At 64.2% G+C, this 12,515-nt stretch carries 9 protein-coding genes; 1 reads left to right on the forward strand and 8 read right to left on the reverse strand.

Annotated features, from left to right (window positions below):
- The first annotated feature begins 344 nt into the window (after positions 1–344).
- The gene (locus tag VPH41_RS27960) at positions 345–1,082 is read left to right on the forward strand and encodes a PEP-CTERM sorting domain-containing protein (RefSeq protein WP_226941601.1); all 738 of its coding nucleotides are present in this window, start codon (positions 345–347) and stop codon (positions 1,080–1,082) included.
- Positions 1,083–1,153: 71 nt separating this feature from the next.
- Here the strand turns inward: VPH41_RS27960 and VPH41_RS27965 are convergent, their stop codons facing one another.
- The 8 genes from VPH41_RS27965 to VPH41_RS28000 form a co-directional block, all read right to left on the reverse strand.
- The gene (locus VPH41_RS27965) at positions 1,154–2,185 is read right to left on the reverse strand and encodes a TIGR03790 family protein (RefSeq protein WP_328572220.1); all 1,032 of its coding nucleotides are present in this window, start codon (positions 2,183–2,185) and stop codon (positions 1,154–1,156) included.
- 72 nt (positions 2,186–2,257) lie between these two features.
- Positions 2,258–3,712: a mannose-1-phosphate guanylyltransferase/mannose-6-phosphate isomerase gene (locus VPH41_RS27970; protein ID WP_328572221.1), complete on the reverse strand. Its 1,455-nt coding sequence runs from the start codon at positions 3,710–3,712 to the stop codon at positions 2,258–2,260.
- Between the two features lie 20 nt (positions 3,713–3,732).
- Complete coding sequence (locus VPH41_RS27975; protein WP_328572222.1) at positions 3,733–4,887, reverse strand: NDP-sugar synthase; 1,155 nt, start codon at positions 4,885–4,887, stop codon at positions 3,733–3,735.
- Between the two features lie 49 nt (positions 4,888–4,936).
- The gene (locus tag VPH41_RS27980) at positions 4,937–6,199 is read right to left on the reverse strand and encodes a glycosyltransferase family 4 protein (protein ID WP_328572223.1); all 1,263 of its coding nucleotides are present in this window, start codon (positions 6,197–6,199) and stop codon (positions 4,937–4,939) included.
- Positions 6,180–7,490 (reverse strand): UDP-glucose/GDP-mannose dehydrogenase family protein, encoded by a 1,311-nt coding sequence (locus VPH41_RS27985; RefSeq protein ID WP_328572224.1) that lies wholly within the window; start codon positions 7,488–7,490, stop codon positions 6,180–6,182. Before VPH41_RS27985 ends, VPH41_RS27980 begins: the two co-directional genes overlap by 20 nt.
- A complete protein-coding gene (locus tag VPH41_RS27990) occupies positions 7,487–9,502 on the reverse strand; it encodes a heparinase II/III family protein (protein ID WP_328572225.1) in 2,016 nt (671 codons plus the stop codon). Before VPH41_RS27990 ends, VPH41_RS27985 begins: the two co-directional genes overlap by 4 nt.
- Before the next feature lie 7 nt (positions 9,503–9,509).
- The gene (gene asnB / locus VPH41_RS27995; RefSeq protein ID WP_152285140.1) at positions 9,510–11,378 is read right to left on the reverse strand and encodes an asparagine synthase (glutamine-hydrolyzing); all 1,869 of its coding nucleotides are present in this window, start codon (positions 11,376–11,378) and stop codon (positions 9,510–9,512) included.
- Between the two features lie 26 nt (positions 11,379–11,404).
- A complete protein-coding gene (locus VPH41_RS28000; RefSeq protein ID WP_193317680.1) occupies positions 11,405–12,484 on the reverse strand; it encodes a glycosyltransferase family 4 protein in 1,080 nt (359 codons plus the stop codon).
- Between the last annotated feature and the right edge of the window lie 31 nt (positions 12,485–12,515).

A 12,515-nucleotide genomic window follows, 5' to 3' on the forward strand; every position in this document is an offset into this window, starting at 1 on the left:
GACGAGTTGATGACATTTCGTTAAGCTGAACGGAGTAATGGCGGAACGGAATCCAGGCGGGCTGCCGCATGCGGCCAGTATCTTTTCAGCAACGCCAAGCGCGACAAAGCAATTCCGGCGCGCATGTGGCCGCGCAATGTGATATAATTCAAACAAATAAGTTTAGTTCCTGACAATGAATTGAACTGCGACACCAGACCCCGTAGTGCAGGCCCCATCCATGCCTGACCTTGAAATGCTCTCCCGCCTTGCTCGCAACAGTAGCCTGGACGGGACCAGCAACAATCGCATGCGGATAGCCGCGTCGAGCGACGCACCGTTCCATGCTTTTTGAGAGATCGATCATGCCAACACCAATTTTCACGCCAGCCTCTTCCCGTCCCTTGCTTCTGGCCGCAGCATTGATGCTGTTCGGCGCCAGCGCCCAGGCACAGACACAAGCGGCCGCGCCTGCTCAGCAGAATGAAAAGAATTGCCAGGCCAGCACGCACGCCGCGAACGGCAATGCGAAAGACGCCAATCTGGACGGCACCTACAGCGCCTGCAGCCTGGCCAACGGCTTCATCGGCGCGGGCACGCGCACCAACGACGGCTCGAACAAGACGCCGGAATTCAACGGCGGCGTATCCGACCAGGAATTCCGCAACGCGCAATCGGGCGACAATAACCACCGCCTGGCCACGCGCCAGTTGCCGGCCGACAGCAGTGCCGAGGAACCGCGCAAGGCGCTCGCCAACAGCGACCGCAACTTCCGTTTTGCCACGCGCGACTTCGTGGCATCCGAGGAAAACCGTCCCTTCGACGATGGCCCCGGCTATACGGCCCCAGGCCGCTCGTACAACCAGGCCCGCGGCAGCGACACCTATGCGCCCCTGGTCGTTTCCAGGCCCCTCGGCGATGGCTTGCCTACGGGCAATAACGGCGGCGGCGTGGGCGGCGGCGGCTCCGGTGGCGGTTTCACGGGCGGCAGCATCATTCCCGTGACGCCGGACATTCCCGCCGTGCCGGAACCGGAAACCTATGCCATGCTGCTGGCCGGACTGGGCCTCGTCGCCCTGGCGCGCCGCCGCAAAAGCAAGTAACAGCCGCAGTCACGCTGCACCATGAAAAAAGGCCCGCAAGGGCCTTTTTTATTGTCTGAAAGAATCAGGCTTCAACGCCGGAAGCCCGCATACGGGGCGGCCAGCGGATCGCCGATGAACAGGCCCTGGGCGGGCCACAGCACGCTGCCCCAGTACGCTTCCAGCGCCGTACTGCCGGACAGGTAGCGGCGCAGCAGCACGGTCGGATTGGGAAACTTCTGCCAGTAGCTGCACGGTTCGCTGACGGTGCCATAGCTGGCCGTCGCACCCGCTTCCAGCCAGCGCTGGCTGCTCATCTGGCTGCTGCCCTGCAAGTCGCCGCCAAACGAGGTCAGGTGGTCGGCCAGGGCGCCGGGCAGGAAATGCAGGGTTTCCAGCTTGGCCACCTTGGCCAGTCCCGTCTGGTACACCATGATGTCTTGCGCCCCTTCCAGGCTGTCCGCCTTGAGGTTCTTGACGGTCAGCTTGCGCTGGCGCACCACGCCCGCGGGCGGAAAGAAGGCGGCCCGGCTGTTGCGCGCCGTGTCGCTGGTGGTCAGGTAGTACGCGCTGGCTGCCGGCACGGAAAAGCCGCTGACGGCGCCGCGGTCCACCACGGCCTTGGCCTCTTCCACGAAATCGATGGGCAGCAGCATCGACAGGCGCAAGCCCAGCTGTGTGTAGGGCTGCGCCGCCTCGCTGTTGAAATATCTGCTCGGTTTACCGGGATCGCAAGTCTTCGCGCATTGATCCCCGTCATAACCGAGGGTGAAGGCGGCCGTGATGGCATTGCATTCGACGGCGTACGGCGCACTCCACACCATCAGCACGGCCTGGATCTCGGGTTTCAGCTGCGCATTGATGCGCTCTTTCAACTGCGTGAACTGGTCGATGCTGAGCTTGCGCGGGCGGTTGGGGATGTTGACGTGCGCCACATTCGCGGCGGGTATGCCGTGCGCCTTGCGGTAGTACTCGCCCACCTCGACACTGTTGGGCTCGGCATCATTGATGACGATGGCCAGCTGCGCCGCCTGCAAGCCGGGCGGCACCGCAGCTGCGGCAGGCGCGTCGGCATGGGCGGCGCCGGCGGCCAGCGCCAGCGAAAGACAAAGGAAGTTACGCAAGGGTCGGTGCACCGGTAAGGGGAATCGGAGGCAGGCGGCCGGGGCCGCGGCTGCCCTGCGGTGATGGCGCCATCAGGCGCGCTGGTAGACATCCTCCAGGCGCACGATGTCGTCCTCGCCCAGATAGCTGCCCGACTGCACCTCGATCAGGTGCAGGGGCAGCTTGCCCGGATTTTCCAGCCGGTGCGTCATGCCGATGGGAATGTACGTGGATTCATTTTCCGTCAGCAAGGTCACCTTGTCGCCGCACGTGACTTGCGCCGTGCCGCTGACCACCACCCAGTGTTCGGCGCGGTGATGGTGCATCTGCAGCGACAGCTTGCCGCCCGGATTGACGGTGATGCGCTTGACCTGGAAACGCTCGCCGATATCGATGCCTTCATAGCTGCCCCACGGGCGGTACACCTTGCGGTGCTGCACGTGTTCGCTGCGGCCCGCCTGCTTCAGGTGGTCAACCACCTGTTTCACGCGCTGCACCTGGTCCTTGTGCGCCACCAGGACGGCGTCGTCCGTTTCCACCACCACCAGGTCCTGCACGCCCAGCACGGCCACCATGCGGCGCTCGGCACGCACCAGGCAATTGCTCACGCCATCGAGATACACGTCGCCGCGCACCACGTTGCCGCTGGCATCGCCCTGCTGCACTTCCCACAGGGCCGACCAGGAACCGACATCGCTCCAGCCGATGGCGGCCGGCAGCACCACCGCATGCGCCGTGTGCTCCATGACGGCATAGTCGATCGAGTCCGATGGGCAGGCGGCAAAGGCCTTCTCTTCCAGACGGCAGAAATCGAGGTCGCGGTAGCCGTCGCGCACGGCCGCTTCGCTGGCGGCCAGCATGGCCGGCTGGAACTGCCCCAGCTCGCCCAGATAGCGTTCGGCGCGGAACATGAACATGCCGCTGTTCCAGAAATAATTACCGGCGGCCAGGAACGACTGCGCCGTGGCCAGGTCCGGCTTTTCCACGAAACGCTCGACCTTGCAGCCTGCCCCGCCGGGGTGCACGGGCGCGCCGCTGCGGATGTAGCCATAGCCCGTCTCCGGCGCCGTCGGCACGATGCCGAAGGTGGCCAGCGCGCCGTCGGCCGCCAGCAAGGCCGCCTGGGCGATGGCCTGGTGAAACGCGGCCACATCGGTGATGACATGGTCGGCCGGCAAGACCAGCATCAGCGCATCGGGATCGATGGCCAGCAGGTATTGCGCGGCGACGGCCACGGCCGGCGCCGTGTTGCGCCCCACCGGTTCAAGCAGGATGCCCAGCGGCGGCAAGCCGATCTCGCGCAATTGCTCGGCCACCATGAAGCGGTGTTCATTGCCGCACACCACCAGCGGCGGCATGACGTCGAAATCGGCCAGTCCGCTATCGCCGGCACGGCGGTTGGGCAGGCTCTGCACGCGCAGTGCCGTTTCCTGCAACATGGTCTTGTCCGTTACCAGCGGCAACAGCTGCTTGGGCAGCACGGCGCGCGACAGCGGCCATAAACGGGTGCCCGAACCGCCGGACAGGATGACTGGATAAATTTTCATGGTTTCACTTCACAAACAGTTTATTGGGCAGCATACAGGGCCGGCGGCGTGTCCGCGCGGCGCAGGCTGCGCCGGTCGCGCGCATTGCCCCAGGCATCTTTTTCATACTCGGAAACATGGCGCATCTGGCCGGCACGGTCGACACTATAATCCTTAAAGACAATCATTTCATCCAGCGCCACGCCAGGCAGCACGCGCGTGTATTCGAACAGCACGCTGCGCACCACTTCGGCGCCATCGCAGATGTGGCTACCGTGGCCTATCCAGGCGGGTCCGATGATGGTCGCACCCGCTTCAATGCGGCAGCCCGAACCGATATACACGGGGCCCTCGATGCGCGTGCCGCCGCTCCAGTCGATGCTCGTGTTCAAGCCCGCCCACACGCCTTCGGCGATCTGGGTGCCAGGCACGTGCAAATGGGCCACCTCCCCCATCAGCACGCTTTGCAGCACTTCCCAGTAATCCTTGACGCTGCCGATATCGATCCAGTTGTACTGGCGCTTTTGCGCATAGAAGGGCAAGCCCTGCGCGACCAGCAAGGGAAACAGTTCCGAACCGATATCGAACGCCTGGCCGGGCGGAATCAGGTCCAGCACGGCCGGCTCGAAAATATAAATGCCCGTGCTGACGCAGTTGGACAGCGCGTCAGCCTGCGCCGGTTTTTCCTGGAACGCGCGGATGCGCCCATCGTCGTCGCTGACCACCACGCCATAGCTCGACACCTTGTCCCACGGCACTTCCAGGGTGATGACGGACGCCAGCGCACCGGTGCGGCGGTGCTCGCGCAGGGCCGCTTCCAGGTCCAGGTCGATCAAGGCGTCGCCGCACAGGACGATGGTCGTGTCGTCAAAAAAGCCGCCGAATTCCTGGATCTTCTTCATGCCGCCAGCCGAGCCCAGCGGTTGCGGCACGACCTCGCCCGCATCGTTCGTATAGCCTTCGAAGGAATAGCCGATGCGCACGCCGAACTGGTGGCCTTCGCCGAAATACTCCTCGATCTTTTCATGCAGGTAGCTGACGTTGACCATGATGTCGGTCACGCCGTGCTGGGCCAGGTGTTCCACCAGATAAGCCATCACAGGCTTGCCCAGGATGGGAATCATGGGCTTGGGCAAATCGTAGGTCAGGGGCTGCACGCGCGTGCCCTTGCCTGCCGCCAATATCATCGCTTTCATCGTCGTACTACTCCATCAAGGTTGGGGATGGCTGGCCAGGCAGCGCATGTCAGCGGCCGTCCTTGCTCAAGGTTACGGGAGCCGCGGGCGCGGCGGCGGGAAACAGGCGCGCATACGCGGCCAGCAGTTTCGGCGCTTCATACTCCCACTCCAGTTCGTTGACCACGCGATGGCGGCCGAACGCCCCCATCTGCTCGCGGCGGGCGGGGTCGTCCAGCAGTTCGACGATCTTGCGCGCCATGTCGACGGGATCGTTCTTCAATGCGTACAAGGATGCCTGCTGTGCAGAAACCTTGCCCTCGACCAGGTCGAACTGCACGATCGGTTTGCCCAGGGCCATGTATTCCATGATCTTGTTCATGGTCGACTTGTCGTTCATGTCGTTGGCAACGTCCGGGTTCACGCACACGTCCGAGGTATTGAGCATTTCCAGCAGTTGCTGGTCCGGCACGCGTCCCGTGAAGGTCACGTAGTCGGCAATGCCCAGGTCCTGCGCCATCTGTTTCATCTGCTCCAGCGAGGTGCCGCCACCCACCAGGCCGAACTGCACATCCTCGCGCTTCAAGGTCTGCACGATGTATTGCGCCGCCTGCAGCAGCAGGTCGATGCCTTCCTGCGCGCCCATCACGCCCACGTAGCCGACCAGGTAGGCGCGGCCTTTCTTGAGGGCTGGCACGGGCGGCAGCACGCGCAGGCGGTCCAGTTTGGGACCGCTGCGCACCACGTAGACATCCTCGGGCTGCATGCCGCCCCGCTCGATGGCGATCTTCTTGTACGACTCGTTGGTGGCGATCGACACGTCGGCGCTCTGGAACGACCAGCGCTCGAACAGCACCATCAGCTTGTAAAAGAAATCGCGCCGGCCGAACTTGGCTTCGTACAGTTCCGGGTTGATGTCATGGTGGTCGAACAGGAAACGCTTGCCCATCGTCAACTTGAAGAAGCCGCCGATGAGGAACAGCAGGTCGGGCGGATTGCAGGCGTGGACGACGTCGAAGCCGCGCGCGAAATGCACCTTCCATGCCAGGCGGAAGGTATGGAACAGGGCCAGCGAATATTCCACCAGGTACCCCTTCGCCCCTTCCGCTTCCAGCGGCAGGTTGTAGCGGTAGATATGGATGCCGTCAATGGCTTCATAGCGCGATTCATAGCCCTTGCCCGTCGGGCAGATGATCGACACTTCATAGCCGTTCGCATGCAGGGTGGTCGCTTCCTGCCACACGCGCCGGTCGAACGGCGACGGCAGGTTTTCCACCAGGATCAGCACCCGGCGCGGCTGTCCTGCCACGGTATTACCAGCAGATGCCGTCATATTGCTCTCCACTTTGTTCTTTGCTGATGCGCACCAGATCGACGATGTGCTGGTGCGGCTGCAGGCTGCCGGGCACGGTCTTGAATTCGGCCGCGCCATTGCCGATGACGATGGTGTCGGCAAAATCGAGCACATCCTGCATATTCGTCACCATCAGCTTGGAAATGTGCGGGATGTGATTGAGGATGTAATCCTGGTTGGCGCCCGTCAAGGCCGCCAGGTTGACGTTCTTGTCGTACAGCTTCAGTTCGTAGCCCTTGCCCAGCAGATATTCGATGACATCGACCAGCGGCGACTCGCGCAAGTCGTCCGTGCCGGCCTTGAACGAGAAGCCCAGGATACCCACCTTGCGCGCGCCCTTGTCGACGATCATCTTGATGCCCTTTTCCACTTGCCGCTGGTTCGACGGCAGGATGGAATTGAGCAACGGCAAATCGAGGTCCAGGCTGCGCGCCTTGTAGGTCAGCGCGCGCACGTCTTTCGGCAGACAGGAGCCGCCAAAGGCAAAGCCCGGCTTCATGTAGTACGGCGACAGGTTCAGCTTGGTGTCCTGGCAGAAGATCTCCATCACCTTGTGGCCATCGATGCCGACGGCCTTGCAGATGTTGCCGATTTCATTCGCGAACGCCACTTTCACGGCGTGCCAGGTATTGTCCGTGTACTTGACCATCTCGGCCGTCTCGACGTCCGTGCGCACCAGCGGCGCATCCATCTTTTCATACAGCTGCACCAGCAGTGCACCCGCCTTTTCATCGGATTCGCCGATCACCGTCTTCGGCGGATTGTAATAATCGTAGACGGCCGTGCCTTCGCGCAGGAATTCCGGGTTGTTGCACACGCCGAAATCGACGCCGGCCACCTTGCCCGACGCCGCTTCCAGGGTCGGAATGACGAGCGAACGCATGGAGCCGGGCAGCATGGTCGAGCGCGCCACGACGACGTGGAAGCTATCCTTTTCACGGATGGCGGCGCCGATTTCCTGGCACACCTTGCGCACATGGCTCAGGTCCAGGTTGCCATTGAGCTGCGACGGCGTGCCCACGCAGATGAGCGACATGTCCGAGCCGAAGACGGCGTCGCGCACGTCGAAGGTGGCGCGCAAATGGCCGCTTTTCACGGTGGCGGCGATCATTTCGCCGATGTCTTTTTCAATGATGGGCGTGGTGCCCTGGTTGATCAGCTCCACCTTGGTTCTGTTCGGATCGACGCCGATCACTTCGTGTCCATCCGTTGCCAGGCAACCAGCCGAGACGGCACCCACATAACCCAAACCAAATATGCTAATTTTCATGTTTTCCTCGTATTTTCTGACAGATCAGGGGTAGCCAAACTCAGGTGAAACTCCGTGCGCAAGGTGGCCGTGCCTTGCAGCCGCCCACGCCAGACCAGCACAGGCGCAGCCTGCTTTTCATCGAAGCGGTGCGAAATCCAGCCCAGCGGCGGATCGTCGCTGCCGCACACCAGCTGCACGGTCGCGTCGGGCAAGCGCGGCACATGCATGTCCAGCGCGAAGGCATCGCCCGTCACATGCAGCACATGGCCGTCCAGCTGCAAGCGGCAGCGGGGATCGAAGTGCCAGAACAGCTCCACCTCATGCGCGCCCTGGCACTCGAGCACGTCGTCGACCGCGATCAGCGCGGCACCGGGCGCCACGCGCACGTCGCGCCGGTGCAGCACACCATCCTTCAAGCCCAGGTAGCCGTCGTGGCTGGCGCTCCAGAATTGCCCATCGGCATCGTCGCGCCACGCCAGGCACTGCGCGCGGGCCTTGTGCAGCCACAGGAAGTTGCCGCCCGATTCGGACTGGTCGCGGCCATCGATGCGCACCGTGTTGTGCGCACTGGTGCCGCGGAAATAATCGCGCCACTGCTTTTGCGTGTGGTAGGCGTAGGTGCCGGGGTCGACCAGCACCATCTGGCCCGCCACGGACAAGGTCAGCGCCAGCGCATCGGCGTGGCCGTGCGCGGCGATGCCCAGGTAGCCCAGCGGACCGGCGTCGGCAATCAGCCGCACTTCGGAGCGCGTGCCGAAACCGCTGCCCATCATATAGTAGCCGCCGTCGGGAAAGGCGCGCGGCAGGGTATCGGGCGCGCCATCCGGCAAGGCGTCAAACGCCTGGCGTCCCGCCTCGCCCAGCAGCCAGGCGCTCTTGTCGTCGAACGCGCGCGCCTTGGCCTTGAAATCGGCGCGACCGAACAGGGCCGCGCCGCTGGCCAGCAGCGCGGCGTAGGGACTCGCGCCGGGCGCCTTGTCCCAGTGCGCCAGTTGCGCGTCGTCCGCGTCGCCGATCATCGGCACTTCGCCCGCCACGTTCAGCATGGCGGCGATAAATTCCAGCATGGCTTCCAGGCGCCGCAAAAAGGCAGCCGAGCGGGGACGGCCATTGGCCTGGCCCGCCAGCACGCACAGCAGCATCTCGTCGGCCACCGTGTGCTGGTAATAGATGGCTTGCTCGCGGTTCACGCCATCGGGGCCGTTCTGTTTCAGCGCCTCCCCTTCCAGTTCCCGTTCCGTCTGCGCCAGCCAGCCGGCACTTTCCGGCCAGCAAGGCCAAGTGAGCGCGGCAATATGCAAGCCCGTCAATTCGCCGAACAGGTGGTTGTTGGCCGACGAGTGGCGCGAAAAATGTCCGGCGATGAAATGGCAATGCTGGTAGATGCTGTCGAGCCAGCGCTGCAGGAACGCCTGTCCCTGCGCGCCCTGGAACAAGGGGCTGTTGATGCCACCCAGCAAGTGCCACGCATGCGACCAGCTGACCAGGCGCAAGGCCAGTTCCAGCGCGCTGCTCCAGTTCGGCCCCAGCGGATACGGACACTGCTGCCACCACGATTCCAGCAACGCTTGCGCGCCGTGCGCATGGCGCAGGTCGCCGCCGAGCCGGTACGCCATCGCCAGGTCGGCCACGGCCAGGTGGCGGTTCGGTTCCCACAGGCATTTGATGTCGCCCACCACCGCTTCATCGCGGTAATTGAGCGTCTTGCCAAAGCCCAGCGGCACCACGGTGCCCGTCTTCGGGTCGCGGTTCCATTCGGGCGGGAAACCCAGGTCCGCATCGCGCAGGGCAAACACGTCGAAGCGGCCCGCCAGGATGCGTTCGGCCGCCGCCAGGTGCGGCGCCGCGTCAACAGGCAATCCCAGCCATGGCGCGCCGAAGCGCTGGCGCGCGGCGGTGGGCGGCACATGCGCCAGGCCATAGCCGCGCGCCTGCAGCTTTTGCTGCACGGCATCGCGCACGCGGTGCGCCACCTCGGGCGCTCCCATGGCGCGCAAGCGGTTCAGTTTCCAGGACAGGTTACTCAGCATGGGCATATCACAGATACTGGCGGTGCCAGATTTCCAGGGTCAGCAAGCTCCACAGCAACTTCTCGTGGTTTTGCCGCCCGGCCACGTGCTCAGCCAGCACCTGCTGCAGCGCCGCCGCATGGTAATAGTGGCGCGTGCGGGAATCGGCGCCCGTCAGGTGGTCGTACAGATAGTCCTTCATGGGGCCGCGGAACCATTCGTTGACGGGCACGCGGAAACCCACTTTCGGCCGCGACAGGATATTTTCCGGCAGTAACTGCTTCATGGCTTCGCGCAAGATCCACTTGGTCGTGCGGCCCCGCACGCGGTAGTCGTCCGGCAGGCTAGCCACATACGCGGCCAGTTCGTGGTCCATGAAGGGCATGCGCGCTTCCAGCGACGCGGCCATGGTCATGCGGTCGCCCCGTTCCAGCAGGTTGTCGGGCAGCCAGCTCAGCTGGTCGAAGCACAGGATGCGGCGCAAGGCGCTGTTGTCCCCGTTGCCGCAGCCCAGCGAAGGATCGCGCTGGCGCGCCGGCGCCGGCATGGCCACCAGGCGCGCCCGTTCCTGGTCGGACATCATGCCGAACCAGCGCGGCATGCGCTCGTCGAACGCTTCCAGGCCCAGATTGACGATGGCCGTCTTGGCGCGGCGGAAACGGTAGGGCAAGGCGCCGATGGCCGGCTCGATCAAGCCCCGGCGCAGCAGGCCCGGCAGCATCTGGTAATTGCCCGCATAGCGCTCGTACACATGCTTGGGGTAGCCGCCCAGGATTTCATCGGAGCCTTCGCCCGTCAAGACCATCTTCACCGTCTTGCGCGATTCCTTCGCCAGCAAATAGATGGGAATGTCGGACGGTTCGGCCACGGGAGCGTCGCGGAAGCGCACGAGGTCGGGCAGCAAGGCGATGACCTGGTCGACGGACACTTCCAGCTCATGGTGTTCGGTGGAAAACTGACGGGCGATATCGGCCGCATATGCCAGTTCGCTGAAGCCGCCCTCCTTGAAGCCGACGGAAAAGGTTTTCACGGGCACGCCCGCATGGCGCGACATCAGCGCCACCACGGCCGACGAGTCGATGCCGCCGGACAGGAAGGCGCCGAAGGGCACGTCGGAAATCATGCGGATGCGCACCGATTCGTCGAGCTTGTCGAGGAAGGTGGCGACGGGGTCGGCCGGCAGCGGCGCGGCCGCGCGGGGCCGGCTGTCCGGCGGCGTGTAATACACGCGTTCGCGCAGCACGCCGTTTTCCCACGTGGCCGTGGACCCGGGCGCCAGCTTGCGGATGCCCTGGAACAAGGTGGCCGGACCCGGCACGTAGCGGTAGGCGAAATAATCCCAGATGGCGGCCTGGTCCGCTTGCGGCGCCACGTCCGGCAAGGCCAGCAGGGCCTTGATTTCCGAACCGAAAGCCAGCTTGCCTTCCTGCTGCCACAGGAACAGGGGTTTCTTGCCGAACGGGTCGCGCGCCATGAACAGGCGCTCGTTGCGCGCATCCCAGATGGCAAACGCAAACATGCCGCGGAAATGCTGCACGCAATCCTCGCCCCATTGCACGTAGGCATGCACGATGGTTTCCGTGTCGGATGCCGTGCGGAAATGGTGGCCCAGCGCGATCAGCTCGTCGCGCAGGGGCTGGAAATTATAGATTTCGCCGTTGAAGATGATCTGCACGTCGCCATCCGCGTTGCCCAGCGGCTGGTGGCCCGTGGCGATATCGATGATGGACAGGCGGCGGTGCAGCAAGCCCACCTGCCAGGCGCCGTCGGCCGTGGCCGCCTGCAGCACGCCCGTGTCATCGGGGCCGCGGTGCGCGATGGCGCGCCCCATGGCGTCGAGCGCCGCAGGCAGGCCGGCGACGGACGAGGGGAAAATCAAACCGGCAATACCGCACATATAGGCTCGCTTAAAAAAGGGTCCGACTAGATCGCTGGCGGCGCCAGCAGGGTGCGATAGACGCGGCGAAAATCCTGCGCCAGGCGTTCCACCGTGTAATGGCGCTCGATGCGCTCGCGGCAAGCCTGGCCCATGCGCTGCAGCAGGGCGCGGTCGCCATCGAGGCGCACGATGGCGTCGGCCAGCGCCTGCGCATTGCGCGGCGGCACGAAGACGCCATGCACGCCGTCCTGCATCACATCGGGAATCGCGCCCACGGGACACACGAGGGCCGGCGTGCGCGCGGCCATACTTTCCAGCAAGGCGTACGGCAAGCCCTCATGGTGCGTGGGAAAGCCGAACAGGTCGGCATCGCGCCACGCCGCGTCTTTTTCCGCGCCAAACTTCTGTCCCAGGAACGTCACTTCCTGCTGCAAGCCCAGCGCCGCCACCCGTTCGCGCAGGGCCCCGTCGGCCGGGCCGCTGCCCACCAGCGCCAGGGTGGCCGCCACGCCGGCGCCGCGCACCAGGCGCATCGCCTCGACCAACTCGAACAATCCCTTGCTGTCGGCCAGGCGGCCCACATACACGAGCGACAGCGGACGCAGCGGCGCAAGCGGCTTGGCGCCCGCATCCATGCCCGCATCGATGGCGTTCGGTATCACTTCAGGAGCCAGTGCCGCATCGAAGCGGCGGTAGCCCAGCAATTCGCACTGCGCCAGCAAGACCAGCGCATCGGGCAGGCGCAGCACGCGCCGCAGCAGACCCGTCAGCAGACCCTTGCCGCCAAAAAATACCTGCGGCAAGGCACCGCCATGCACCTGGTACAGCACGCGCTTGCCCATGGCCTTGGCCAGCAGCAAGTACACGAGGTCGCGCCAATAGCTTTTCACTTCCATCGACGTGTTGATATGCACGATCTGCGGCTGGTGCACGCGCAAGGCGCGCACGAACTGAACGGGACTCCAGGCAAAACGCAGCAGCTTGCGCAAGCGCGACTCTTGCCGGCCTTCACTTCCCACCTGGAAATGCACCAGTTGAAAGTCGCGCGACAGGGAACAGGAAAACAGTTGATTCAAATGGGTAGTCACCCCGCTGACCGCATTGAGCGCGGGTCCAAGCAACATTACAGTAGTCATATTGACATTATATGTTATA

The sequence above is a fragment of the Janthinobacterium sp. P210006 genome (assembly GCF_036231885.1).
Lineage (GTDB): Bacteria > Pseudomonadota > Gammaproteobacteria > Burkholderiales > Burkholderiaceae_D > Janthinobacterium > Janthinobacterium violaceinigrum.

Excerpts from the sequence above, each read along its gene's own strand:
- VPH41_RS27960 (WP_226941601.1), top strand. The coding sequence starts at position 345 with ATGCCAACACCAATTTTCACGCCAGCCTCTTCCCGTCCCTTGCTTCTG.
- VPH41_RS27970 (WP_328572221.1), bottom strand. The coding sequence starts at position 3,712 with ATGAAAATTTATCCAGTCATCCTGTCCGGCGGTTCGGGCACCCGTTTA.
- VPH41_RS27975 (WP_328572222.1), bottom strand. The coding sequence starts at position 4,887 with ATGAAAGCGATGATATTGGCGGCAGGCAAGGGCACGCGCGTGCAGCCC.
- VPH41_RS27980 (WP_328572223.1), bottom strand. The coding sequence starts at position 6,199 with ATGACGGCATCTGCTGGTAATACCGTGGCAGGACAGCCGCGCCGGGTG.
- VPH41_RS27985 (WP_328572224.1), bottom strand. The coding sequence starts at position 7,490 with ATGAAAATTAGCATATTTGGTTTGGGTTATGTGGGTGCCGTCTCGGCT.
- VPH41_RS27990 (WP_328572225.1), bottom strand. The coding sequence starts at position 9,502 with ATGCTGAGTAACCTGTCCTGGAAACTGAACCGCTTGCGCGCCATGGGA.
- asnB (WP_152285140.1), bottom strand. The coding sequence starts at position 11,378 with ATGTGCGGTATTGCCGGTTTGATTTTCCCCTCGTCCGTCGCCGGCCTG.
- VPH41_RS28000 (WP_193317680.1), bottom strand. The coding sequence starts at position 12,484 with ATGTTGCTTGGACCCGCGCTCAATGCGGTCAGCGGGGTGACTACCCAT.